This window comes from Microbacterium sp. EYE_78, assembly GCF_023149035.1.
In the GTDB taxonomy this organism is placed as follows: Bacteria; Actinomycetota; Actinomycetes; order Actinomycetales; family Microbacteriaceae; genus Microbacterium.
On sequence record NZ_JAHXMY010000002.1, the window covers coordinates 94755 to 119897 of the forward strand.

At 72.0% G+C, this 25143-nt stretch carries 22 protein-coding genes and 1 riboswitch; of the genes, 13 read left to right on the forward strand and 9 right to left on the reverse strand.

From position 1 onward, the window contains the following. Positions 1 to 6: 6 nt before the first annotated feature. Complete coding sequence (locus KZX17_RS07505; protein WP_248171765.1) at positions 7 to 456, reverse strand: hypothetical protein; 450 nt, start codon at positions 454 to 456, stop codon at positions 7 to 9. Positions 457 to 586: 130 nt separating this feature from the next. Here KZX17_RS07505 and KZX17_RS07510 point away from each other — a divergent pair, with 130 nt between their 5' ends. Both KZX17_RS07510 and KZX17_RS07515 read left to right on the forward strand, forming a co-directional pair. Then, a complete protein-coding gene (locus tag KZX17_RS07510; protein ID WP_248174724.1) occupies positions 587 to 1366 on the forward strand; it encodes a glucosamine-6-phosphate deaminase in 780 nt (259 codons plus the stop codon). A 100-nt stretch (positions 1367 to 1466) separates the two neighbouring features. Beyond that, on the forward strand, positions 1467 to 2090 hold the full coding sequence (locus tag KZX17_RS07515) for a hypothetical protein (protein WP_248171766.1): 624 nt from the start codon (positions 1467 to 1469) through the stop codon (positions 2088 to 2090). Positions 2091 to 2118: 28 nt separating this feature from the next. Here the strand turns inward: KZX17_RS07515 and KZX17_RS07520 are convergent, their stop codons facing one another. Both KZX17_RS07520 and KZX17_RS07525 read right to left on the reverse strand, forming a co-directional pair. Further along, positions 2119 to 3486, reverse strand: coding sequence for an FAD-binding oxidoreductase (locus tag KZX17_RS07520; RefSeq protein WP_248171767.1), 1368 nt, complete (start codon positions 3484 to 3486; stop codon positions 2119 to 2121). Continuing rightward, a complete protein-coding gene (locus KZX17_RS07525; protein WP_248171768.1) occupies positions 3483 to 3878 on the reverse strand; it encodes a YrdB family protein in 396 nt (131 codons plus the stop codon). The genes KZX17_RS07520 and KZX17_RS07525 overlap by 4 nt, the downstream gene beginning before the upstream one ends. A 116-nt stretch (positions 3879 to 3994) precedes the next feature. Here KZX17_RS07525 and KZX17_RS07530 point away from each other — a divergent pair, with 116 nt between their 5' ends. From KZX17_RS07530 to KZX17_RS07550, 5 genes are all read left to right on the forward strand, one after another. Continuing rightward, a complete protein-coding gene (locus tag KZX17_RS07530; RefSeq protein WP_248171769.1) occupies positions 3995 to 5128 on the forward strand; it encodes an ROK family transcriptional regulator in 1134 nt (377 codons plus the stop codon). An 83-nt stretch (positions 5129 to 5211) separates the two neighbouring features. Next, complete coding sequence (locus KZX17_RS07535; protein ID WP_248171770.1) at positions 5212 to 6474, forward strand: extracellular solute-binding protein; 1263 nt, start codon at positions 5212 to 5214, stop codon at positions 6472 to 6474. A 71-nt stretch (positions 6475 to 6545) separates the two neighbouring features. Continuing rightward, positions 6546 to 7523 carry a carbohydrate ABC transporter permease gene (locus tag KZX17_RS07540; RefSeq protein ID WP_248171771.1) on the forward strand — a complete coding sequence of 326 codons (978 nt, stop codon included), beginning with the start codon at positions 6546 to 6548 and terminating at the stop codon, positions 7521 to 7523. Beyond that, on the forward strand, positions 7520 to 8482 hold the full coding sequence (locus KZX17_RS07545; RefSeq protein ID WP_248171772.1) for a carbohydrate ABC transporter permease: 963 nt from the start codon (positions 7520 to 7522) through the stop codon (positions 8480 to 8482). The genes KZX17_RS07540 and KZX17_RS07545 overlap by 4 nt, the downstream gene beginning before the upstream one ends. Then, positions 8483 to 9385 (forward strand): ROK family protein, encoded by a 903-nt coding sequence (locus KZX17_RS07550; protein ID WP_248171773.1) that lies wholly within the window; start codon positions 8483 to 8485, stop codon positions 9383 to 9385. It begins immediately after the preceding gene. Positions 9386 to 9598: 213 nt separating this feature from the next. Here the strand turns inward: KZX17_RS07550 and KZX17_RS07555 are convergent, their stop codons facing one another. Next, positions 9599 to 10738, reverse strand: coding sequence for an amidohydrolase family protein (locus tag KZX17_RS07555; RefSeq protein ID WP_282443901.1), 1140 nt, complete (start codon positions 10736 to 10738; stop codon positions 9599 to 9601). Continuing rightward, entirely contained in the window at positions 10735 to 12213 is a 1479-nt protein-coding gene (locus KZX17_RS07560) for a family 20 glycosylhydrolase (RefSeq protein ID WP_248171775.1), read from the reverse strand. The genes KZX17_RS07555 and KZX17_RS07560 overlap by 4 nt, the downstream gene beginning before the upstream one ends. Before the next feature lie 67 nt (positions 12214 to 12280). Continuing rightward, positions 12281 to 12364: riboswitch (ZMP/ZTP riboswitch) on the forward strand. Between the two features lie 38 nt (positions 12365 to 12402). Between KZX17_RS07560 and glyA the strand changes: the two genes are divergently transcribed. Both glyA and KZX17_RS07570 read left to right on the forward strand, forming a co-directional pair. Beyond that, entirely contained in the window at positions 12403 to 13677 is a 1275-nt protein-coding gene (gene glyA, locus KZX17_RS07565; RefSeq protein WP_248171776.1) for a serine hydroxymethyltransferase, read from the forward strand. Between the two features lie 124 nt (positions 13678 to 13801). After that, positions 13802 to 14692 carry a bifunctional methylenetetrahydrofolate dehydrogenase/methenyltetrahydrofolate cyclohydrolase gene (locus tag KZX17_RS07570; protein WP_248171777.1) on the forward strand — a complete coding sequence of 297 codons (891 nt, stop codon included), beginning with the start codon at positions 13802 to 13804 and terminating at the stop codon, positions 14690 to 14692. Positions 14693 to 14716: 24 nt separating this feature from the next. Here the strand turns inward: KZX17_RS07570 and KZX17_RS07575 are convergent, their stop codons facing one another. After that, positions 14717 to 16132: an aldehyde dehydrogenase family protein gene (locus KZX17_RS07575; RefSeq protein ID WP_248171778.1), complete on the reverse strand. Its 1416-nt coding sequence runs from the start codon at positions 16130 to 16132 to the stop codon at positions 14717 to 14719. Positions 16133 to 16354: 222 nt separating this feature from the next. Between KZX17_RS07575 and KZX17_RS07580 the strand changes: the two genes are divergently transcribed. From KZX17_RS07580 to KZX17_RS07595, 4 genes are all read left to right on the forward strand, one after another. Then, a complete protein-coding gene (locus KZX17_RS07580; protein ID WP_248171779.1) occupies positions 16355 to 18013 on the forward strand; it encodes an amidohydrolase in 1659 nt (552 codons plus the stop codon). Positions 18014 to 18058: 45 nt separating this feature from the next. Beyond that, entirely contained in the window at positions 18059 to 19063 is a 1005-nt protein-coding gene (locus KZX17_RS07585) for a sugar ABC transporter substrate-binding protein (protein WP_248171780.1), read from the forward strand. A gap of 77 nt (positions 19064 to 19140) precedes the next feature. Next, the gene (locus tag KZX17_RS07590; protein ID WP_248171781.1) at positions 19141 to 20667 is read left to right on the forward strand and encodes a sugar ABC transporter ATP-binding protein; all 1527 of its coding nucleotides are present in this window, start codon (positions 19141 to 19143) and stop codon (positions 20665 to 20667) included. 1 nt (position 20668) lies between these two features. Continuing rightward, positions 20669 to 21667, forward strand: a complete 999-nt coding sequence (locus KZX17_RS07595; protein ID WP_248171782.1) for an ABC transporter permease — start codon at positions 20669 to 20671, stop codon at positions 21665 to 21667. 23 nt (positions 21668 to 21690) lie between these two features. Here KZX17_RS07595 and KZX17_RS07600 read toward each other — a convergent pair whose 3' ends face one another. From KZX17_RS07600 to KZX17_RS07610, 3 genes are all read right to left on the reverse strand, one after another. After that, positions 21691 to 22641: a helix-turn-helix domain-containing protein gene (locus KZX17_RS07600; protein ID WP_248171783.1), complete on the reverse strand. Its 951-nt coding sequence runs from the start codon at positions 22639 to 22641 to the stop codon at positions 21691 to 21693. Between the two features lie 178 nt (positions 22642 to 22819). Then, entirely contained in the window at positions 22820 to 24097 is a 1278-nt protein-coding gene (locus KZX17_RS07605; RefSeq protein ID WP_248171784.1) for an aspartate aminotransferase family protein, read from the reverse strand. Continuing rightward, on the reverse strand, positions 24094 to 25125 hold the full coding sequence (locus KZX17_RS07610) for a phosphotransferase enzyme family protein (protein WP_248171785.1): 1032 nt from the start codon (positions 25123 to 25125) through the stop codon (positions 24094 to 24096). The genes KZX17_RS07605 and KZX17_RS07610 overlap by 4 nt, the downstream gene beginning before the upstream one ends. Between the last annotated feature and the right edge of the window lie 18 nt (positions 25126 to 25143).

Below are 25143 nucleotides of genomic sequence, written 5' to 3' on the forward strand. Positions count from 1 at the left end.
TGCCACTCACGCGCCGCAGAGGTCGCGGAATGCTGCGACGCCGGTGCGGATCCGCTCGGTCGCCTCGGCGAGGTCGCCGAGGCCGGCGGCACCGCCCGTCGCAGCCGATGAGGATGCCTCAGCCAGCGCGTCGAACCCCGCCCGCAGATCCGAGAGGGCGGCGTCGACGGCCGGTTCGGTGACCGCGTCCGCCGCGAGGTCCAGCTGCGCCGCGACGGCCTCCGTCGCCTCCGCCGCCGCCGGGAGGTCTGCTGCATCCACGTCGCTGAACGTCGACATGGCCTCGTTCACCGCCGTGGAGACGGCACCGCACGCGTCGGATCGCGTCTGCGGCGCGGCATCGTCGGCCGGTGCGCAGGCGCTCGTCATGGCGATCGCGGCGCCGGCGACGAGGGCCGCGACGCTCATGCGCAGCACCGTCTGCGGCGGGGCGATGAACGGGCGGATGGCGGGCACGCGGGACCTCCTCAGCCGATGGGGACCCTCCGAGCGTGCCAGGTCGAGGCTGAACGCCTCGTCAATGCGGCGGACCGCGCCCGTACACTGGCTCCGCGCGTCGATGGGCGATGTGCGGGAGGAGTGGTCCGTGGCCGAGGTCGTCATCGCGGGGTCCGCAGCCGAGGCCGGGGACCTCGTCGCCGCCGAGATCGAGCGCCGCGTGCGTACACGCCCGGACACCGTCCTGGGACTCGCGACCGGTTCGACCCCGCTGCCCGTCTACGAGGCGCTCCGGAGGCGACTCGTCGGCGTCGACGTCTCGCAGGTGCGCGGTTTCGCGCTCGACGAGTACGTCGGGATCGACCCCGATCATCCGGAGAGCTACCGGTCCGTCATCCGGCGCGAGGTGATCGAGCCGCTGGGATTCGACCCGGCCCGCATCCGCACGCCCGATGGCGCGCTCGAGCGCGCCGAGCACGCGGGTGAGGAGTACGAGCGGGCGATCGCCGACGCCGGCGGCGTCGACCTGCAGATCCTGGGGATCGGGACGTCCGGTCACATCGGCTTCAACGAGCCGGGATCGTCATTCGCGTCGCGTACCCGGGTCAAGACGCTCGTCGAGCAGACCCGCCGGGACAACGCGCGGTTCTTCGACTCCGTCGACGAGGTGCCCGTGCACTGCATCACGCAGGGCCTCGGCACCATCCTGCAGGCGCGTCACCTCGTCCTGCTGGCGTTCGGTGCCGGCAAGGCGGCGGCGGTGGCAGCGGCGGTCGAGGGGCCGGTGACCGCGTCGCTCCCGGCGTCCGCCATCCAGCTGCACCCGCACGTCACGGTCGTCCTCGACGAGCCGGCGGCGTCGCGGCTGGCGGATGCCGATTACTACCGCTACGCGTTCGCCCACAAGCCGCACTGGCAGGGCGTGTGAGTGCGAGGCCCGCACGCCTCGCATGAGAGTCCGCTCACACGGCTCACGAGTCCGCTGCACCCGATGACACGGCCGCGGCCGCGCGCCTAGGGTGTGGCTCATGCAACGCACAACGGTGTGGTCGTGGTTCGTCGGCGGGCTGTTGCTGCTGGCGCAGAGCGTCCTCGGCGTCTTCGCCGCGCTCGCCGTCGCGACGGGTGACCGCGTGTCCGTGGCATTGACGCTCGGGGCGGCCCTGCTGACGGCGGCGGCCTGCGCCGTCTACGCGTGGGGCCTGCGGCCCGAGGAGAGCGTTGTCGCTCGGCGCCCTGCGGGTATGGCCGTCGTGCTGGGTCTCGGCGCCCTCGGGTTCGCGCAGGCGGTGTGGTGGGCAGGGCCGACCGGGTACGCCGGGGGCGCGTCGGCGGCGGCCACCGCCGCACTCGGCACGGTGGCGTCGTTCATCCTCGCGTCTGCGGCATCCGTCGCCGTCCTCCGCGTCGGCGTGATCCCCCGGCCCTGGAGCCACATCCCGCTGGCGGCGACCAGCCTGGGTCTCGGCCTCTCGATCGTCTTCGCCGTCGCGCTGCCGCTCCTGGCGCCCGGATCGGGCAGCGCCGTCGGGGTGCTGCCGGCCACGATCCCGGGAGTCGTCGGCCTCGTGTCGATCGTGCTCTCGCGAACGGCGCAGCCGACTCCCGTGGCCGGCGGGTCGCCCGTCGCCGCCGCGCTCCGACGCGGCTGAGGACCGCCCGCGCGCGGGGGAGGACGCCTCAGGACGAGTGGACGAACACTTTCCCGGGGTTCAGGATGCCGCTGGGATCGAAGACCGCCTTGATCCCGCGCTGCAGCCGCCACTGCGTCTCGCCCAGTTCGTCGGCGAGCCACCGTCGCTTGAGCACGCCGATCCCGTGCTCACCGGTCAGGGTGCCGCCGAGTGCGATGGCGGCACGGAAGAGGGCATCCGCCGCGTCCCAGACATGATCGGGGACGTCGTCGCCGTCGAAGATGAAGTTCGGGTGGAGGTTGCCGTCGCCCGCATGACACACCGTCGGGATGGCGAGACCGAACTCGCGCTCGATGCGCGCGATCTCGTCGAACATCGCCGGGAGTGCGCTCCGAGGCACCGAGACGTCCTCGATGAGCGTCGTGCCCAGCCGCTCCATCGCGGGGTGCATAGATCGGCGCACCGCCCACAGCCGCTCCGCTTCGGCGGCGTCGGCCGCCAGCCGCACGACACCGCCCGAGCGGGTCAGCACGTCGGCGATCGCCGCCTGCTCGCCGACGGCGTCCGGGCCGTCGGTCTGCACCGTGAGCTGCGCCGCGCCGGGCGTCGGTGCGGGCAGGCCCAGCAGCGCGTGCGACGCCGCCAGGCTGGCCGCATCCATCAGCTCCATGATCGCGGGCTGCACACCAGACGCGGTCACGGCGGCGGAGCCTGCCGCGGCCGCGCGGACGCCCGGGAAGGTCGCGGTGAGGGTTCGGGTCTGGCCGGGCACGAGGCGTCGCAGCTTCAGCGTGGCACCCACGACCACACCGAGGGTCCCCTCGGAACCGATGAGGAGGGCCGTCAGGTCGTACCCCGTGACCCCCTTCACGCTGCGGTGGCCGGTCGAGATGAGGGTGCCGTCGGCCAGGACGACGTCGAGGGCGAGCACCGCGTCGCGGACGACGCCGTACTTCGCGCACAGCAGTCCGCCCGCCCCCGTGGCGATGTTCCCGCCGACGGTGGAGATCTCCCGGCTCGCCGGGTCGGGCGCCCACCACAGGCCGTGCGGTGCGAGCGCGCGGTTCAGGTCGGCGTTGAGGATGCCGGGTTCGACGACCGCGAGCAGGTCGTCCGCGCGGACCTCGAGCACGCGGTCCATGCCTCGGACGGACAGTGCGATCTCGCCCGCCCCGGTGTTCGCCCCGCCGGCGAGCCCGGTTCCGGCGCCGCGGGTCACGACCGGGGTCCCGGTCGCCGCCGCGATGCGGAGGGTCTCCTGCACGTCGGCCACCGAGCGCGCATGGACGACGGCGAGCGGCCGGCTCGCGGCGCGATGGCCGGACTTGTCGGCCCGCGCCTCATCCAGCGCGGCGTCGGAGGTGTCGATGCGCTCTCCGAGTGCGTCGCGGAGGAGGGTGAGGACGTCGCTCACGCCACACGCTTCCGTCCCGAGAGCACGCCGACGGTGACCGCCACGACGGCGAAGCCCAGTCCGATCCACACCTGCCCGCCGCTCCACCACGCGATCGTCGCCGAGAGGTAGATGAGCAGCTCGATCACCCCGCGAGCGAACGGGTGCACGACGAAGACGGCGCGGGGGGAGACGAACAGCCCCCACAAGATGAGCGTCAGCAGCGGCGTGCCGATCCCGAAGACGAGGTTCCACGGGGCATCCCACGCGGTGAAGCCCCAGAACGCCATGGTGCCCACCGCGAAGAGGGCGCACAGCAGCGAGAGCAGATCGAGGGCGGACAGCGGGGATCGGGTCCCCGCCGGCTGCGGCTCCGCGGGTCGTTCGGGGCGCACATGGGGGAGCTCGGACATGCGTCGATCCTACGGGGGAGCAGTGCCGCCCCGGAGTGTAACGAGTTTGTTAAGACTGCTTGCAAATCGGTCCGCGGATCTTGTCGAAGGCGGATTCGTAAGGTCTACTAACAAACATGTCGACACCGACGAAGACCTCGTCCGCACGTCCCCGCAGGGCGGGCGGAAAGATCCTCCCCGAGCATGCCCGGGCCCACAACCGTGCACTCGTGCTGCAGTCGCTGTTCTCGGACGGAGCGATGAGCCGCGCCGACCTCTCCCGCGAGACCGGCCTCACCCGGGTGACGATCTCGGACCTCGTGGCGGGCCTCATCGCGGACGGCTATGTCGTCGAACGGGGCGTGCGGGAGGCATCCGGACCCGGCAAACCCGCCATCCTCGTCGACATCGCCCGCGCCGGGCACCGCATCGCCGGTCTCGACCTGTCGGGCAGCGACCGGTTCGTCGGGGCCGTGCTGACCCTCGACGGCGAGATCGTCGCCCGCCATGAGGTCGACGTCCCCGCCGACCCGGCCGGCATCCTCCCCGCCGTGATCGACCTCGCCCGTGCGGTGATCGCCGATGCGCACGCCCCCGTGCTCGGCCTCGGCGTCGGCACCCCCGGTGTCGTCGACGACCGGGGCGTCGTCCTCGCCGCGCCCGGCCTCGGGTGGTCGGACCTCGACCTCAGCGGCAGGCTCGAAGCCGAGCTGGGTCTTCCCGTCCTCGTCGCGAACGACGCCAACGCCGCTGTCCTCGCCGAGCACACCTTCGGCGGCGCCGGCGACGACGTGATCCTCATCCGGGTCGGCCGCGGTGTCGGCGCCGGCCTCCTCACCGGCGGGGAACCGCTCGCCGGCGCCCGCTTCGCGGCCGGCGAGATCGGGCACGTCACCGTCGGCACCGACGGCGGGCCGCGGTGCGCCTGCGGGAAGATCGGATGCCTCGAGGCCTGGCTCGCCGTCCCGTCCCTGACCGAGCGACTCGCCACGAGCGACGACCCCACCGGCGTCCTGCGCGACGCGGGGGAGCGGCTCGGCATCGCGCTCGCGCCCATCGTCGGCGCCCTCGACCTGTCGGAGATCACGCTCTCCGGCCCATCCGACCTGCTCGGCGGCGCCCTCGCGGAGGCCGCGGCCGAGACGGTGCGCACCCGCACGCTCGCCACGTTCCACGACGGGCTCCAGGTGCGCATGTCGGCGCAGAGCGAGGACATCGTCCTCCGCGGCGCCGCTGTCATGGTCCTCTCCGGCCGACTCGGGGTGTCCTGACGCCGCTCCACCGGCAGCATCCGCTCCACCCCTCCCACCGGCGGCCCGCCCGGACCGCCCCATCCATGAATGAAGGAACCGCTATGAAGAAGACCCTCGGAGCACTGTCGCTCCTCGGCGCGTCCGCCCTCGTCCTCTCCGGCTGCGCCGGCGGCACATCTCCCGCTGCCGAGAGCGCGGAGACCGGCGACTTGACCGTGTGGCTCGTCGGCACCGACACCCCGCAGGACGCGCGCGATTATCTCAAGACGACCTTCGAGGAGGAGCACGAAGGCTGGACCCTCACCGTCGAGGAGAAGACGTGGGCCGACACGGCCGAGGGCTATGTCGCAGCCCTCTCGTCGAACGACGCCCCCGACCTCGTCGAGGTCGGCAACACCCAGGCGCCCGGCTTCATCGAACAGGGCCTGTTCGCCGACCTGTCCGGCATCCAGTCGGACCTCGGCGGCGACGACCTGCTGCAGAGCTTCGTCGAGCTGGGCTCGGAGGACGGCACGCTCTACGCGGCGCCCTACTACGCCGGCTCCCGCGTAGTCTTTTTCTCGCCGGCGAGCTACTCCGGCGAGGTGCCCGAGACTCTGGCCGACTACGTCCAGGCCGGGATCGAGAACACCTCCGCCACCAAGTCGGGCATCTACGCACCCGGCAAGGACTGGTACAACGCCCTGCCCTACATCTGGGCCAACGGCGGCGAGATCGCGACGCTCGACGGCGACCAGTGGGTCGGCGGGTTCTCGAGCGAGGGCGGCATCGCGGGGCTCGAGATGCTGCAGGACGTCTACGAGAACGCGACCATCGCACCGGCCGACGCCGACGAGACCGACCCGCAGGTGCCCTTCTGCGCCGGCGAGATCGGGTTCCTCTCCGCGCCCAGCTGGGTGCAGTGGTCGATCCTCGCGGCAGCGGACGCCGAAGCTCCCGGATGCCCCGACGAGGCCGGCAAGGACCTGACGGCGTTCGCGCTGCCCGGCATGACGGCGGGCGAGGTCGCCCCCGTCTTCGCCGGCGGATCGAACATCGCCGTCGCGGCGAAGTCCGACGCGCCGCAGATGGCCGAGGCGGCGCTCGAGATCGTCCTCTCGGAGGGGTACCAGAAGATCCTCGCCGAGAACGGGCTCATCCCCGCCCGCACCTCGTTCGCGCAGTACCTGCCCGAGGGGCAGATCACCGCGGAGGCGGCCAAGGCGGCCGCGTCGTCGAAGGCGGTCCCCGCGAGCCCGAAGTGGTCCGAGGTCGAATCCGCCGGCGTCATCAAGGATGCACTCGTCAAGGTCGCCCAGGGCGGCGACGTCGCCGAGATCGCCGCGGAGCTCGACGGCCAGATCGAGTCGATCCTCAACTCCTGATCCGGTCGCGGCGGGGGCGTCCTCTGCCCCCGCCGCCCCGGCTCCACCTCACGATCCCGAGGAAGGCGACGATGCCCGACACCCTCACGCGACCGTCCCGCGCCCCACGTGCAGCGCCCCGCGACGCGTTCGCCGACGGAGCCCGCGAACGCGCCCGTCGTCGGCGGGACGGCGCCGCGGCGCTGACCCTCCTCAGCCCGTCGCTGGTCATCCTCGCGGTCATGGTCGGCTACCCGGGCGTCCTGATGCTCGTCCAGTCCTTCACCGACTACTCGATCCGCAACAAGGTTCAGGGGACGCTGCCGGGCGTCGTCGGTGTCGAGAATTACCTCGAGGTGTTCACCGCCTCGGACTTCCCGATGGTGCTGGTGCGCAGCCTCGGGCTCATGGTCGTCATGACCGTCTGCATCGTCGGTCTCGGCGCTCTCGTCGCCGTGCTGATGACCCGGCTGGGGAAGGGGTGGCGGGTCCTCGTGTCCATCGGGCTGCTGCTGGCCTGGGCCATGCCGCCGCTGGCGGCGACGACCGTCTGGGGGTGGATCTTCGACACGCAGTACGGCCTCGTGAACTGGGCGCTGAATGCGATCACCGGCACGCAGGACTTCACCAACCACTCCTGGCTGCTGAACCCGTGGTCGTTCTTCCTCGTGCTCACGATCATCGTCGTGTGGCAGGGCGTGCCGTTCGCCGCCTTCACCCTCTACGCGGCCCTCGGACAGGTCCCCGGGGAGGTGCTCGAAGCGGCATCACTCGACGGCGCGACGGGGGTGCAGCGGTTCCGCCTCGTCGTCTTCCCCTACCTGCGCAACGTCGTCACCGTGGTCGTCGTCCTGCAGGTCATCTGGAACCTCCGCATCTTCACGCAGGTCTACACGCTCCAGCAGCGCGGCGGGCTCGCCTCGGAGACGAACGTGCTCGGCACCTACATCTTCCGGCAGGGCGTCGGCGAGTTCGGGGTCACGAGTGCGATCGGCGTCCTGACCGTCATCCTCCTGCTCGCACTCTCGTGGGGATACGTCCGCACCACCCTGAAGGAGGAGGAGCTGTGAGCACGCAGATCACCCCTGCCGCGCAGCTCGCCACGGTCGGCGTCGACGAGGTCGCCGGCGCCGTCGGCCGGGCGAAGACGCCCGCCCCCGGGTCGCTCTCAGCTCGACGGCGTCGGCGCTCGCCGCTCGGACGCATCCTGCTCCACGTCGCCGCGGTCGTCGTCTTCGTGTGCTCGGTCTTCCCCGTGTACTGGATGCTCAACATGTCGTTCACCAGCGGCGAGTCGATCATCAGCCGGACGCCGAGCTTCCTGCCCTTCGACTTCACGCTCCGCAACTACGAGACGGCGTGGACGCGTGAGGCGGCGCCAGGGCAGACCGACTTCGTGCACGGCCTCCTGAGCTCGACGATCGTGACCGTGGGCGTCCTCGTCGTGACCCTGCTGTTCGCGTTCCTCGCCTCGATCGCGGTGGCACGCATCCGCTTCCGCGGACGCCGCTCGTTCATCGTCGCGGTGCTCATCGTGCAGATGATCCCCGGCGAGGCGATGATGTTCACGATCTACGGGATGATCGACGACTGGCGCCTCATGAATACGCTCCTGGGGCTCGGGATCGTCTACGTCGCCGCCGTCGTCCCCTTCACGATCTGGACCCTCCGCGGCTTCGTCGCCGGGGTGCCGATCGACCTCGAGGAGGCGGCCATGATCGACGGCTGCACACGATCGCAGGCCTTCTGGCGGGTCACCTTCCCCCTGCTCGCGCCCGGGCTCGTCGCGACCGGCGTCTTCGCCTTCATCCAGGCCTGGAACGAGTTCACGATGGCACTCCTCCTCCTCCGCGGCTACACCCTCACGCTGCCGCCGTGGCTGCTGTCGTTCCAGTCCGCGACGGAGGCCACCAACTGGGGGGCGGTGATGGCGGCATCCACCCTCATCTCGGTCCCCGTCGTGGTCTTCTTCCTGCTGGTGCAGGGGCGGATGTCCGGTGGCCTCGTGTCGGGGGCGGTGAAGGGCTGAGTGCGCATCGGACTGGACGTCGGCGGCACGAAGATCCTCGCGGCCCTGACGGATGACGAGGGCCGCGTGGTCGCGAGCGTGCGTCGGCCGACCGGCTGGGGCGCGGATGCCGTCGTGGACGGGATCGCCGCCGCCGTCGCGGCACTGACCGGCGGTGCGGCACCCGGGTCGGTCGGCATCGGCGTGCCGGGGCAGATCGCCCCCGGCGGCGTCGTCCGCCACGCGCTCAACCTCGGCATCGACGAGCTCGACCTGGCGGCCGCGGTCGCGGAGCGCATCGGCGTCCGGCCGGCCGTCGACAACGACGTCCGTGCCGCAGCCGTCGGCGCCGCGGCACTGCTGCCCGACGCCGACTCGATCGCATTCCTGAACCTCGGGACCGGCGTCGCCGCCGGCATCGTCCGGGACGGGATGCCGTGGCGCGGCGCGCGCGGCGCCGCCGGCGAGATCGGGCACGTCAGCGTCGACCCCGCCGGTCCCGCCTGTCCGTGCGGCCAGCGCGGCTGCATCGAGGCGCTGGCCGGCGGTGCCGGGGTCGCCGCCCGCTGGGCGACGCCCGGGAGCCTGCCCGTCGCCGACGTCTTCGACGCCGCCGATGCGGGCGACCCGGTGGCCTCGACCATCCGCGGGGAGGTCGTGCAGGGCGTGGCCGCGGCGGCGCAGCTGCTCGTCCTCACGGCCGACGTCGACGTCGTCGTCCTCGGCGGGGGTGTCTCGCACCTCGGCGAGCGGCTGCGCGGTCCCGTCCGCGCGGCGCTGCGCCACGCGGCATCCGGATCGGCCTTCCTCCGCTCACTCGACCTCGCCGACCGCGTCGTCCCGGTGCCCGGCGGTGTGCCGGTGGGGGCGGTCGGGGCGGCCCTGCTGGGGCTCGCCGCCGCGGAGGCCGTCTCCGGCGTCTGAGCGGATACCTGGCGGCGGTGTCCGACTGCAGGTTCAGTCGGCACGGAACCGCCGGATCCGCCACTCCGGACCGGTGCAACCTGCGCCGGGTGCCTGTCCGACCCGTCGGCGATGCCCGGGGCGGTGCAGAACCGTTCTCCGGATGAATGCCGCCGTCAGGAAGCCGGGAGGCCTCCGCCCCTGCATCCGTCCGGAGAACGGGCGGGATGCCGGTCAGGCCCCGCCGACGAAGACCCGCCGCACCTGCAGCTCGGCGTCCAGGAGCACCGCGTCGGCGACGGCGCCGACGGCGAGCGAGCCCAGCTCCGGCCGGCGGATCGCCCGCGCCGGGACCGCGGTGAGCGCGGCGACCGCCGCCGGCAGGGGCACCCCCGCGGCAACGGCGGTGCGGAGGGCGGCATCCTGCGTCAGGGTGGATCCGGCGATCGTGCCGTCGGCGAGGCGCGCGACGCCGTCGGCCACGGTGACCGGCAGCGCGCCGAGGACGTACGCGCCGTCGGGCGCGCCGGCGGCCGCCATTGCGTCCGTGATGAGCGCGACGCGGCCGGGAGCGGCGGCGAACAGCATCCGGATGACATCGGGATGCACGTGCACGCCGTCCGCGATCACCTCGATGGTCACGCGCGGGTCGCCGGTCGCGGCGCCGACGGGCCCGGGCGCGCGGTGGTGCAGGCCCGGCATCGCGTTGAACGCGTGCGTGAGGAGTGTCGCGCCGGCGTCGAATGCGCGACGCGAGGCGTCCGCGTCGGCGCCGGTGTGGCCGACGGCGACCGCCACGCCCGCGTCGGCGAAGCGCGTGACGGCGTCCAGTCCGCCGGGCAGCTCCGGCGCGATGGTGACCTGCGCGAGCGTGCCGCGGGCGGCGGCCAGCAGGGCGTCCACCGCGTCCGGCGTCGGCTCGATCAGCAGTGCCGGGTCGTGCGCGCCGTGATGCGCGGTGTCGAGGAACGGACCCTCGAGGTGCGAGCCGACGATGGAGGCGTCCGTTTCGGCCAGGTCGGCGATGACGCCCACGCGTGCGGTGAGGTCCGGCAGCGACCCGGCGACGAGGGAGATCACCGCGCGCGTCGTCCCGTGCGCGAGGTGGAGTGCCCGCGACGCGCGGATGGCCTCGGCGCCGTCCTCGTGCGCGTGTCCACCGCCGCCGTGACAGTGCAGGTCGATGAAGCCGGGGGTGAGGAGGGCGCCGGCGCCGGCGACCGCCCGCGCGTCGACGACCTCGTCGGCGCTGAGCGCGCGCCAGGCGTCGCCGGTTCCGGATGCGGCGACGCGCCCTGCCGCGACGCCGATCCAGGCGTCGGGCGCCTCGTCCCCGCCGTCGATCAGCCGGGCGGAGTGGATGACGCGGGTCAGGTGCGCCACGGCACCTCCGAGGACGCGGGGAAGCGGATGCCGAGCGTCGTCCAGAGCGGCCCCAAGCCGCCGACGCGGGCACGGAACGATTCCCACGTCCGCTCGTCGCCGGCAGCGGGCGACCATGCGATCTCGGCGGCCGCGGCGATGCGGGGGAAGGCGAGCGCGTCGATGTCGTCGAGGCTGGCGACGGTCTCCGACCACAGCGGCGCTTCCACGCCGAGGATCGCCGCTTCGCCCAGCCCCTCGACGATCGAGGCGGGCTCCCAGGCGTACGCGCGTTCGAGGCTCGTCGGCCCGTTCGCCCAGGTGAGCCCGAGCGCGGCGTCGGCGGTCGGCTTCATGTCGAGGTAGACCGCGTCGGCGGGCGAGAGGATGACCTCACCGCCGCGCTCGGCGAACGCGCGGGCGTGGCGCGGCGCGGCATCCGTCGGCGCGACGAACCCCCAGTACTGGCCGACCGTCCCCGGGGCGAGGCCGTCGGCGGCGCCGGCCTCGTGCCAGGCGACGGGGGTCTTGCCGAGCGCGGCGATGATCTCGCTCGCGCGGGAGACGAAGGCGGCGAAGGCCTCGGCGGACGTGCCGAGGGACTCGTCGCCACCGAAGTGCAGCCAGGGTCCGGGCGTGAGCCCGGCGAGTTCGGTGAAGACGTCGCGGACGAAGGCGTCGGTCGCGTCGTCACCGATGCGCAGCGACGAGAACCCGACGCCGATGCCGGTGTACGGCTCGCCCGCCACCGGCGCCGAGCCCTCGGTGATGACCTCGACGACCGGCGGTTCGGTGATCTCGGGGTACGCCAGACCGACGGCATGGGTGTGCCCCGGCATGTCGAGTTCGGGCACCACGGTCATGTGACGGGATGCCGCGTGCGCGACGATCGCGCGGTAGTCGTCCTGCGTGTAGAAGCCGCCCGGTGCGCCGCCGACGGCCGTTGCGGACGCCGTCGCCGTCAGGGCGGGGCGCGAGCGGAGCTCGAGCCGCCAGCCCTGGTCGTCCGAGAGGTGCAGGTGCAGCACGTTGCACTTCAGCGATGCCGCGCGGTCGATGTAGGCGCGGACGGTGTCGACGTCGTGGAAGTGGCGCGCGACGTCGAGCATGACGCCCCGGTAGGCGAATCGCGGGGCGTCGGCGATGCGGACGGCCGGGACCACCCATCGCTCGCCGTCGCGGCGGACGAGCTGCCCGAGCGTCTGCACGCCGTAGAACAGCCCCGCGGCATCCGCTCCCGTGACACGGATGCCGGCGGCCGACACCTCGAGCACGTACGACTCGGCAGGGCCGCCGTCCTGCACGGCCAGGACGACGTCGTCGCCCTCCGGCAGTGCGATGCCCGTCCGCGCTGCGACCAGGGTGCGGAGGGCGTCTGCGGCATCCGTGTCCCCGGAGACGCCGGCCCCGAGCAGGGGGAAGGGCGTCCCTCCGTGGACGTCGACATCCGCCGGAAGGGGCACGAGAGAGAGGGGGAGCACCGCCACCACCGTTCTGTAAGGTGTCCTAACAAAACCGTTCGGGTCAGCGTATCAGCGACCGCATCCGTTATGCTCGCAGAGTCGCGACTGGCGTTGAGGTGGGCTACCACCGGGGAGCGATTGACACGGCATTCGACCGCGCGCCTGGGCCGATGCGAGATTCCTCATCCCGAAAGCCGTCGTCAGGAGATCGTCATGACCGATTCGCTGTTCAACGCCCCCCTCTCCGAGGTCGATCCCGAGATCGCCGATGTGCTCGAGCGCGAGCTCGACCGCCAGCGCGGGTTCCTCGAGATGATCGCCTCCGAGAACTTCGTTCCCGTCTCGGTGCTGCAGTCGCAGGGCTCCGTCCTCACGAACAAGTACGCCGAGGGCTACCCCGGCCGTCGCTACTACGGCGGCTGTGAGGTCGTCGACGTCGCCGAGGAGCTCGCCATCGAGCGCGCCAAGGCACTGTTCGGCGCCGAGTTCGCCAACGTCCAGCCGCACTCCGGTGCCTCGGCGAACGCCGCGGTCCTCCACGCGATCGCCCGCCCCGGTGACACCCTGCTCGGCCTGTCGCTCGACCACGGCGGCCACCTGACCCACGGCATGAAGATCAACTTCTCCGGCCGCCTCTACGACATCGTCGCGTACGGCGTCGACGCCGAGACCTCGCTCGTCGACATGGACGAGGTCCGCCGCCTCGCGATCGAGCACAAGCCGAAGGTCATCATCGCCGGGTGGTCGGCCTACCCGCGGCAGCTCGACTTCGCCGCGTTCCGCGCGATCGCCGACGAGGTCGGGGCGCTCCTCTGGGTCGACATGGCGCACTTCGCCGGTCTCGTCGCGGCGGGCCTCCACCCCTCGCCGGTCCCGCACGCGCACGTGGTCAGCTCGACGGTGCACAAGACGATCGGCGGCCCCCGCTCGGGCTTCATCCTCACGAACGACGCCGACATCGCGAAGAAGATCAACTCGGCCGTCTTCCCGGGTCAGCAGGGCGGCCCGCTCATGCACGTGATCGCCGCGAAGGCGACCGCGTTCAAGCTCGCGGCATCCGAGGCCTTCAAGGAGCGCCAGCAGCGCACCGTCTCGGGCGCGGCGATCCTCGCCGACCGGCTCTCGCAGCAGGACGTGAAGGATGCCGGCATCTCGGTCCGCTCCGGCGGCACCGACGTGCACCTCGTCCTCGTCGACCTGCGAGACGCGGCGATCGACGGCAAGCAGGCCGAGGACCTCCTCCACGAGATCCGGATCACCGTCAACCGCAACGCGGTGCCGAACGACCCGCGCCCCCCGATGGTCACCTCGGGCCTGCGCATCGGCACGCCCGCGCTCGCGACCCGCGGCTTCGGCGACGCCGAGTTCACCGAGGTCGCCGACGTCATCGCGCTCGCGCTGCAGCCCGGCGCCGACCTCGAAGCCCTCCGCGCCCGCGTCGCCACGCTCGCCGACGCGTTCCCGCTGTACCCCGGCCTCCAGCAGTGACCCCCGGCATCCGGCCCCTCCTCCGCCCGCGAGACTGCACGCACGCCTCGAGACAGCGGTCTTGGACCGCAGTCTCGAGCTCCCGGTGCAGTCTCGCGGTCGAGGGGCGACGACAGGAGACATCGTGACCGCTCGGATCCTCGACGGCAAGGCGGCCTCGGCCGCGATCAAGACCGAGCTCGCCGAGCGCGTCGCCGTGCTGAAGGAGCACGGCGTGACGCCCGGGATCGCCACCGTGCTCGTCGGGGCGGACCCGGCATCCCAGCTGTACGTCGGGATGAAGCACCGCCAGTCCGAGGCCATCGGCATGAACTCGATCCAGCGCGAGCTCCCGGCTGACGCCACGCAGGAGCAGGTCGAGGCGCTGATCGACGAGCTCAACGACGACCCCGCCTGCCACGGCTACATCGTGCAGCTCCCGCTGCCGAAGCACCTCGACACCGACCGCATCCTGGAGCGCATCGATCCGGAGAAGGATGCCGACGGTCTCCACCCGACGAATCTCGGTCGCCTGGTGCTGAACGTCAACAGCCCGATCACGTCGCCGCTGCCGTGCACGCCGCGCGGCGTCATCGAACTCCTGCTGCGAAACGGGTACGACCTGACGGGCAAGCACGTCGTCGTCGTCGGCCGCGGCGTCACGATCGGCCGCTCGATCGGCCTGCTGCTCACGCGCCGCGAAGTCAACGCGACCGTCACCCTCACCCACACCGGCACGACCGACCTCGGCGCGCACCTGCGCGAGGCCGACGTCATCGTCGCGGCGGCGGGTGTGAAGCACATCGTCACCGCCGAGCACGTGAAGCCCGGCGCCGCCGTGCTGGACGTCGGCGTCACCCGCGAGGACGACCCGGAGACCGGCAAGAGCCGCGTCTACGGCGACGTCCATCCGGATGTCGCGGAGGTCGCCGGGTGGGTCTCGCCGAACCCCGGCGGCGTCGGTCCGATGACCGTCGCGCTGCTGATGACGAACGTGGTCGAGGTCGCCGAGCGCGCGGCGGGCCTGCGCGACTGACGCGCGCCGCCCACCGCGGTCCGCTCAGCGGCTGATCACCTTCGGGGCGGCCACCGCCTTCAGGCCGGCGGCGCCGAACTCCTGGCCGTATCCGGACGCCTTCACCCCGCCGAAGGGCACGAACGGGTTGATGGCGCCGTGGTTGTTGATCCACACGGTGCCCGCCTGCAGGCGCTTCGCCACGTCCACGGCGGCGTCCGGGTCAGCGGACCAGACGGATGCCCCGAGCCCCTGCTCGGACGCGTTGGCCCGCGCGACGGCGTCGTCGACGTCCGCATAGCGGATCACCGGGATCGCGGGACCGAACTGCTCCTCGTCGACGAGGGGGGCGCCGTCCTCGATGTCGGCGACGACCGTCGGGCGGTAGAACAGCGGACCGAGTTCGGGGGCGGGCTCGCCGCCGGTCACGATGCGGGCTCCTCGCGCGCGGGCGTCGTCCACGAGTCGCGTGACGATGTCGAACTGCTTCTCGTTCTGCAGCGGTCCGAGCACGTTTTCCTCGCTGAGGCCCGCGCCCATCGGCATCTGTCGTGCGAGGCCCGCGAGTGCGTCGACGACCTCGTCGTACAGCGAGTCGTGCACGTAGAGGCGCTTGAGCGACGCGCAGGTCTGGCCGGTGTTGATGAAGATACCCCAGAACAGCGTTTCGGCGATGGCCGCGACATCCGTGCCGGGCAGGACGATACCCGCGTCGTTGCCGCCGAGCTCGAGGGTGAGCCGGGCGAGGTTGTTCGCCGAGGACTCCACGATGCGGCGGCCGGTGGCCGTCGAGCCGGTGAACATGATCTTGTCGAAACCCGGGTGCGCGGCGATCGCCGCGCCGACCTCGCGGTCGCCGGAGATCGCGGTGAGGACTCCGGGCGGCAGGTGCCGATTGAAGACCTCGACCAGTGCCAGCACCGACAGCGGCGTGTACTCGCTCGGCTTGGACACCACCGTGTTGCCCATGCGCAGCGACGGCGCGATCTGCCAGACGGCGATCATCATCGGCCAGTTCCACGGGCTGATCGCGCCGACCACGCCGAGGGCGTCGTAGTGGACCTCGGCGCGGGCGGGGCCGTCCTCGAAGACGACCTCGGGCTCGAGGGCGATGTCTGCCGCGCTCCGCGTCCACGCTGCGCAGGCCCCGACCTCGAAGCGGGCGTTGGGGCCGTTCAGGGGCTTGCCCTGCTCGCGCGAGAGCAGCTCGGCGAGCTCGTCCGCGTGCGCCTCGATGTCGTCGGCGATCTCGTGGAGCAGCCGGGCGCGCTCGGCGTGACCGAGGGCGTTCCACGACGGCTGGGCTGCGCGCGCCGCATCGACCGCTCGATCGAGGTCGGCCACGGTGTGGACGGGCGCGTGCCCGATGACCTCGCGAGTCGCGGCGTCCGGGATCGGCCGCCCCTCGCCTTCGGGCACGGTGACGGCATCCAGGATGCCGGTGGTCGCGCTGTCGGTCATGGGATCCTCCTCGATCGGTGACGGCGGTGTCGCCATCCTCCGTCGGCTCACCGGGGGCCGGGTTGACCTCGGGCGCAGGGCGGTTGACCGCCGGTGCACACCCGGATCGCCCTGCATCGACCGTCAATGCCGCTGCGCCTCGGAGCAAGCCGGCCGTGTGCGACGCACTCAGCATTGCTCATCAGCCGCCGTCGCTGATCACCCGCTCGGGCAGGAGGAACCATGAGTCACGCCGATCTCGTCATCACCGGTGCCGTCGTCCACACCGTGGATGCCGACCACTCCCGCGCCACGGCCTTCGCCGTGCGCGAGGGGAGGTTCGTCGCGGTCGGCAGCGATGCCGATGTGGCCCCGTTCATCGGCGACGCCACGGTGGTACGGGACCTCGGCGGCGCTGCCGTCGTCCCCGGGCTGGTCGACGGCCACGCCCACCACCTCATCGCGGGGGAGGGCGACCTCTTCCAGCTCCGTTTCGCACCGACGGCCGGCTTCGATGAGGTCGTCGAGGCCGTGCGCTCCTACGCGGAGGGATTGGGCCCGGACGAGTGGGTCGTGGGGGAGATGTTCGGCAGCGTGCTGCTCGAGGATTTCTCGCGCGAGGAGGCGAGGCGGCGCATCGACGACGCCGCCGGCGGGCGCCCCGTCGTCCTCACGGACGACAGTCACCACAACAAGTTCGCGAACACCGCCGCGCTCGCGGCCGCCGGGATCGGCGACGACACCCCTGATCCCGACCACGGCAGGATCGTGCGCGACCCGGACACAGGGAAGCCGAGCGGGCTCCTCATGGAGTCGGCGACGATCGCGGTGACCGAAGCGGTCGACGCGCAGCAGCCGCGCACTCCGGAGCGCTCGCGCCAGGCGAGCGCCCGCGCGATCCAGATCCTGCACTCGTACGGCGTGACCGCCTTCCAGGATGCTGCGGCGACCGTCGAGATCATGTGCGCCCTGCGGGACCTCGATGAGGGCGGCGACCTGCACGCATGGGTGGTGTCGTCACTGTTGTCGAGCGAGTTCCTCTTCGCGAACACGCCGCACGGCGACGAGCTCGTAGCCCGGCGCGAGGAGTTCCGCACCCGTCATCACCGCCCCGATTTCGTGAAGGTCGCCCTCGACGGCATCCCTCCCACGCAGACGGCGGCGTTCCTCACGCCGTACCTGGCGGACGAGGAGCATGGACACGCCCACTGCGGGACGACCACCATGGCGCCCGATGAGCTCGAGGCCTGGCTGCTGCGCACCGCGGCGCAGGGACTCGGGGCGAAGATCCACTGCACCGGCGACGCCTCGGTGCGAGTCGCGCTGGACGCGATCGAGGCCGTCCGTGACGCGGGACACGACGGCGTCCGGTACCAGATCGCCCACGGCCAGTTCATCCACCCCGACGACCGCCGGCGGATGGTGCGGCTCGCCGTGTCGAACGACATGTCGCCGTACCTCTGGTTCCCCGGCGTGATCCCCGACGCGATCGCCGCCGTCCGCGCGCAGCCCGAGGCGACGCAGATGCACCCCGTGCGCGACCTCATCGACCTCGGCGTCCACGTGTTCGGCGGTTCGGACTGGCCGGTCGGCGAGTCCCCGAACCCGTGGGAGGGCATCCAGGGCCTCGTCACCCGGGCCGATCCACTCGGCCGGGCCCCGGGAACACTCTGGGCCGAGCAGGCGATCACTCTCGACGAGGCGCTCACGGCCTTCTCGCGCGGTGCCGCCGAGGCGATGGGTCTCGGCGACGAGACCGGGTCGATCGCCCCCGGACTGTCGGCCGATTTCGTCGTCCTCGACCAGGATCCCTTCGCCGTGCCGAGCGACCGGCTCGTCCGCACCCACGCCGTCGAGACCTGGTTCGCCGGCGACCTCGTCTACACCCGTCCCACCGATTGAGCATCATCCGTCCCGACACCCGCACCACCTGACACAAGGAGCATCATGAAGCGCAGCATCCGCACCGCGGCGGTCGCCACCGCCCTCATCGGTGGCCTGGTCCTCGCCGGCTGCAGCACCACCACCGCCGACGACGCCGGGTCGGCGCCCTCGAGCGCGCCGCCCGAGCGCGGCGAGGTCGACAAGATCCTGTTCGACTACCCCTTCACCGCGCTGCCGGTCTACGGCGCGATCGTCGGCATCGTCGAGAAGCGTGCCGCCGAGGCCGGGGTCGAGGTCGTCTTCACGAACGACGAGATGGACCTGCAGAAGCAGGTCAGCCAGCTGACCACGAACCTGACGAGCGACGTCGACGCCGTGGTGTCGTTCCCCGTCGACCCCGCCAGCCTCGAGTCCATCGCGGCCCAGTACCGGGCCGCGGGCAAGTACTGGGTCACCTACGGCGGCGACATGGAGAACCAGGACGCGACGCTGCAGTTCAGCTTCTACCAGTCCGGCTACGACCTCGGGAAGGATGCCGCGGAGTGGGCGCTCGAGAACGTCGGCGATGACGCGAAGGTCATCGTGCTCAGCGAGACCGAGCGCCAGATCGGCGCCGAGCGGACGCAGGGACTGCTCGACGGCCTGGAGGAGAACGGACCCGACCTCGAGATCGTCGCGCAGCAGCAGGCGGTCACGCCCGACGACGGGCTCTCGGCGACGACGACGCTGCTCGCGCAGCATCCCGACGTCAACGTGGTCGTGTCGGCGGTCGGCGACGCCGCCCAGGGCGCCTACCAGGCGCTCGTCGAGTCCGGGCGCGCGGAGGACGACGCGCAGACCTACGTGGGCGGCCTCGACCCCAACGTCTACCTCCTGCAGAAGATGCGCGACGGCGGCTTCTTCCGCGCCGCGACCTACTTCTCGCTCGAGGAGCTCGTCTCCCAGGTGATCGACATCCCCCTGGCCCTCGGCACGGGGGACACGGACGCGAGCGTTGACCTGCCGGTCGAGCTCGTGACCGTCGACACCCCCGAGCTCGACCAGTACATCACCGAGCTGGGCGGCTGAACCGGCGGGGGTGGATGCCGCCGGCATCCACCCCCGCGATCCCGCCCGCCGACCCGCCCCTTGAACGGAAGCAGCCCATGCCGGTCACCGTCCGCGGACTCACCAAGCGCTACGGCGCCACGCTCGCCCTCGACGACGTGGATCTCGACCTCGCCGACGGCGAGATCCACGCCCTCCTCGGCCACAACGGCGCCGGGAAGTCGACCGTCATCGGCTGTCTCGGAGGGGGGACCTCCCCGACGGCCGGCGAGATGGTCGTCGACGGTCGCTCGTACGCGGCGCTCTCGCCGCGGGAGTCGATCGGCGCGGGCGTGGCGGTGATCTACCAGCACCTGAGCGTCGTGGACAACCTGACCGTCGCGGAGAACCTGTTCCTCGGCCAGGAGCGGACGCGCGCCGGTCTCATCCGGCGGGGCGCCCAGCGCGACCGGGCGCGCGCCGCGCTGGACCGCATCGGCGCGCACGGCATCGACCCGGACATGCGCCTCGGCGCCCTCCCCATCGGCCAGCGTCAGATGGTCGAGATCGCCAAAGTGCTCCAGCGCGACGCTCGACTGCTGATCCTCGACGAGCCGACCGCCGCGCTCTCGAAGGATGAAGCGTCGCGGCTGGGGGACCTCATCCGTGAGCTCGCCGGTCGCGGGATCGCGATCCTCTACGTCACCCACCTGCTCGGCGAGGTGCTGAAGCTCGCCGATCGGGCGACGGTGCTGCGCAACGGCCGCGCCGTCTGGATCGCGAATCGGGCCGAGATCACGCGGGACTCGCTGGTCGCCGCCATCAGCGACGGACATGCCGGCGCGCACGCGTCGCCGGCGCCGCCGCGTCGGGATGCCGAGGCGGCGCTCGCCGTCCGCGGTCTGACGGGCCCGGGACTCGGCCCCATCGACCTGAGCGTCGCACCCGGCGAGATCGTCGCCTGCTACGGACTCGTCGGATCGGGTCGGTCGCGGCTGTTCGGCACCGTCTTCGGCAGGCTGCCCCGCACGGCGGGCACGGTCAGCGTCGACGGTGTGCCCCGCAACGCCACTTCGCCTCGCCAGGCGCTGTGCGGCGGGATCGCGCTGGTCCCCGGCGATCGGGCCCGGGAAGGGCTCTTCGCGGCGCTGGGGGCGGCGGAGAACACGATCGTCGAAGCCTCGAGCAGGCTGGGCCGGGGCGGCTTCCGCTCGGCGCGCGCCGAGCGGGGCGTCTTCGACCGCGTGGCCGCCTCGCTCGCCCTCCGCCCCCACGAACCCGCCCTCCCCGCGGGCCGGTTCAGCGGCGGCAACCAGCAGAAGATCCTGCTCGGGCGGTGGGTCAACGACGCGGCGCGCACGCGCGTCGTCCTGCTCGACGATCCGACCCAGGGCGTCGACGTGGGCGCTCGCAAGGACATCTACGACGCGGTGAAGCGGCTCGCCGCGGACCGCGGCGTCGGCGTCGTCGTCGCCACCAACGAGCCCGAGGAGGTCATCGACCTCGCGCACCGCTGTCTCATCTTCTCGCGCGGTCGCATCGTCGAAGAGCACATCGTCGCCGATACCACCGCCGACCGCCTGCTGGCCGCGGTCCACCGCACCACTCCCGAGACCCGCATCCTCGACGCCTCCGAAGGGCACTGACATGATCCTCCGCCGACTTCCCTCCGCCCTCCTCGAGAGCGTCGTCCGCACGCCGCTCCTGGTCATCCTCATCGTCCTGGTGGTGGGTGTGCAGCTCGCCACCGATGCGTTCTTCGGATGGTCCAACATCCGCGGCATCCTGCAGGACAGCGCCGTCATCGCGATCGTCGCCGTCCCGGTCGCGATGCTGCTGATCGCGGGGTACATCGACCTGTCCGTGGGCTCGACCCTCGCCCTCGGGGGCGTCGTGGCTTCGCTCGTCATGGACAAGGGGGCGGGCAATCCGGCGCTCGCCGTGCTCCTCGCGATCCTCGCCGGCGCCGCGGTCGGACTCATCAACGCGTTCGTGGTCGTCGTCCTGGGCCTCAACTCCTTCATCACGACCCTCGGCACCCTGACCGCGGTCCGGGGCGTCGCGCAGCTGGTGAGCCCCGTCCCGCGCAACAACTTCGGCGACCAGTTCGGGCTGCTCGGCGTCGGCACCCTGGCCGGCATCCCGTTCTCCGTCTGGATCGCCGCCGCCGTCCTCATGATCGCCGCCGTGTTCCTCTCCCTCACCCCCGCGGGCCGCCACGTCTTCGCGATCGGCGTCAACCGCGAGGCCGCCTACCTGTCGGGCGTGCGCGTCAAAGTGCTGCCGTTCTGGCTCTTCGGTCTGTCGGGGGCGATGGCGGGCTTCGCCGGAACCATCGTCGTCGCGCGGCTGAACAGCGCACCCGCCGGGCAGATCGGCGCGGGCTTCGAGCTCGTGGTGCTCACCGCGGTCCTCCTCGGGGGAGTGGCGCTCACCGGCGGAGAGGGCGGGATCTTCGGCGTCATCGTCGGCGTGCTCTTCTACGGCGCGCTCAACAACTCGCTGGTGCTGCTCGGGGTGACCACGTTCTGGCAGGCGGTGGCAAGCGGTGTCGCGCTCGTCGCCGCCATCGGGCTCAGCTCGATGACCCATGTGCTGCGGGTGCGGCTGGCGGCAGCTCGGGCACGGCGGCTCGCCGCCGCCTGAGCATCGGCTCCGCCCGTCCGCGCTCAGGGCCGGCGCGGGCGGATGCCGCTCGGCGGCAGGCCGTAGTGCGCGCGGAACGTGCGGCTGAAGTGCGCGGCGTCGACGAAGCCGTTGGCGAGGGCGATCGAGGTGACCGACCGGTCCGCTGCGGAGGGGTCGATGAGCTCGTCGTAGCAGCGCTCGAGGCGCCGATTGCGGATGACCGTCGACACGGTCGTGCCCTGGTCGTTGAAGAGCCCGTGGAGGTGGCGCACCGAAATGTAGTGCGCGGCGGCGATCGAGGGCGGGCTGAGGTCGGGGGAGGACAGGTGCTCGTCGATGTAGTCCAGGACGCGGCGGCGCAGTCCGTCGTGGCCGGACGCGGCGGTCAGCGACCCCATGCCCTCCTCGACGAGCGTGGCGACCATCTCGACCGCCGTCCGCGACAGACGACGGGCCGTGTGCGGATCGAGGTCGCGGACCCGCTCGCTGAGGGAGGCGAGGTAGGGGCGGACCAGGGAGCCCACCGCCGAGTCCGCGCCGAGGCGCGTGGCGGTGAGGCGACCCAGCTGGTCGGACGGGAGCGAGAGCAGGTCTTTGGGGAACATGACGACCGAGAGCCGCGAATCGTCGCCGTAGAGCAGCGAGTACGGGCGGTCGGTGTCGTAGAAGGTCATGTCGCCCGCTGTCAGCGCGCTCTCGCGCCCGTCCTGGACGATCATGCCGGTGCCGGCTTCGAGCAGCGTGAACTTGAAGTAGTGCTGCGACGCGGCGCGGATGAGGGACTCGGTGCGGTGCACGGAGTGCGCCGAGGCGGCGATCGTGAGGACGTGGACGTCGCCGGCCGCCTGGCCGCGCAGCGCTCCGCGGAAGGTCTCGGGGTCGGCGGCGCGCACGTCGAGCGAGACGACCGCCTCGCCGACGGCGTGCCGGAACGGCGCGAGGTCGAGGACGCTGTCGAAGGCGGCGGACTGGTACGGGGATCGGGTGTTCATCGCTCTCACTCCGTCGTGAAACGATTGCCGGGTACGGGTTCGGGTCACCTTAGCACCGTTCATTGAGACTGGCGGCGGGGGTGCATCCATCGTGCCGCGTCCGTATTTCGGTGAGGCTACCGACGTGTGACGGATGCCGGCTGGATCATCCGCCCGTCATGCCGACGCCCGAGGGCGCTCAGGAACGCACCTCGTCGAGCCCCCCGCGGAGGGCGCGGATCAGCACGGGCACGTGCTCGTCGTCGAAGGCGAGCGGCGGTCGGATCTTCAGCACCGACCCGGTCGGGCCGATCCTGCTGAGCAGCACACCGCGTCGCTTCACGGCTTCGACGAGCAGGCGGGTGGTCGCGGCATCCGGATTCGTCTGCTCCGCATCGGCGAACACCTGGAAGCCGAAGAACAGCCCGTCGCCCTTGATCGGTCCGAGGCGGGCGTCCGAGGCGACCAGCTCGCCCAGGTGCGCGCGGACCACGGCGCCGAGCCGCCCTGCACGCGGGAACAGCTCCTCGTCGTCGATCACGTGCAGCACTTCGAGCCCGACCGCCGACGAGACCGGGTTGCCGGCGAAGGTGTTGAAGTACTCGTTGCGCGATCCGAACTCCTCGAGGAGGTCGGCGGTGGTGATCACGGCGGCGAGCGGATGCCCGTTGCCCAGCGGTTTGCCGAGGGTGACGAGGTCGGGAAGCAGCGCGTACCGCTGGTACCCCCAGAAGGTGCGACCGGTCCGTCCGAGCCCCGCCTGCACCTCGTCGCCGATCACCAGGCCGCCGGCGGCACGGACGCGCGCGGCGACACCCTCGACGAAGCCGGCGGGCACCCGCGGCATCCCCTCGGTCGAGAAGATCGACTCCAGGATGACGGCCGAGACGCCGTGCCCTGCGCGGCGGAGATCGGCGAGGGCGTGGTCCACTGCCGCCAGCGCCTCGTCCCGCACGACGGCCGGCTCGCGCCGATCCGTGTCGAGGTCGGGCACGCGGAAGGCGCGGACATGCTCGGCGAGGCCTTCGTGGGTGAGGAGTCCGGTCGTCGCACCGGCGAGCAGCGACGTGTTGCCGTGATAGCTGAAGTCCGTGACGAGGATGCCTCGGGCACCGGTGTGCTGCATCGCGATCCGAAAGGCGAGTTCGTTCGCCTCGGAGCCGCTGTTGGCGAAGAGCACGCGGTCCAGCTCGGGCTCGAACCGCGCGATGAGCGCCTCGGCGTAGTCGAGGATCTTCTCGTTGAGGTAGCGCGTGTGCACGTTCAGTGTCTGAGCCTGGCGATGCAGGGCCTCCACGACACGGGGGTGGGTGTGGCCGACGTGGGGCACGTTGTTGTAGGCGTCGAGGTAGTGCCGCCCGTCCGCGTCGGTCAACCACACGCCCGACGCCGACACGATGTGCACGGGCTGGTCGTAGAACAGGGGCGAGTGGCGACCGATGGTGGCGTGTCGGCGGGTGAGGAGATCGGAGGTCATGTGTGCTCCTGCAGGGAGGGGTGGCGACGCCACGGGGCGGGTCGGCCGTCGAGTGCGTCCTCGGCGGCGGTGAGGACGAAGGGAGCGACGACGGCGGCGATGAACGCGGCGGCCGGGTCGCCGGAACGCGCCGCCGCCCAGCCGAGATAGGTGAGGCCCCGGGCGAGCATGAGATCGTCCCACGCGCCGAGCGACGAGTCGGTGAGCGGGCGCTCGGTCTCGTAGCCCGTTCTGATGGCCCGCTCGAAGTCGGGGTAGCGAGGATTGCGGGCGTGGTGGAACACCGCGGTCACGAGATCGAAGGCGTACCAGCCCGTCCCGAAGTCGTCGAAGTCGATGAGGACGAGTCCGTCCCGCGTGACGAGGATGTTCTCGGGTGTGGCGTCCGCGTGCACGACGCCGAAATCCGCTGCGCCCATGGGGAGCGACCGCAGGCGCCCGTCGAGCTCGGTCGTCGCGCGCCGGAGGAGGGATCGGTCGCGGGAGGTCAGGCTCCCCAGGAGCGTCGCTTCGCCCCAGAGCGCGGACGGCCCCACGAGGCCCGCCGCATCCCAGGCGGATCGCTGGAATCCCGCGGGCATGCCGACCTCGTCGCCGGCGCCGTGCAGGCGGCCGAGGAGTGCGCCGATCCGCGCGAACGCCGCCTCGTCGGGGTCGTGGGCCCCCGACAGGGCGTCGGCGATGTCGCCGAACGGCGCGGCATCCTCGACCCACCGCTGCACCGATGCGAGGCGCGCATCGTCTCCTGCGCCGACGCGCGCGAAGGGCTCGTCGTCTATCGTCCGCAGCAGGACCGGTACCGGGACACCGGCCGCGCGGAGGGTGCGGACGTACTCGAGTTCGGTTCGGATCTCGGCCTCGTCCCGGTACCCCGGGCGGTGCAGGCGCACAGCGAAGGGCCCGGCAGGGTCGTCCGCGCGGAAGACATGGTTCTCGCGGTACTTCACGAACCGGAGCGGCGCTGCGGCATCGAGGCCGAACCGGTCGAGGGCAGCTCGCGCGAGCTCGTGCGCGGTCTCGAGATGCATCCGTGGGCTCCCATCATG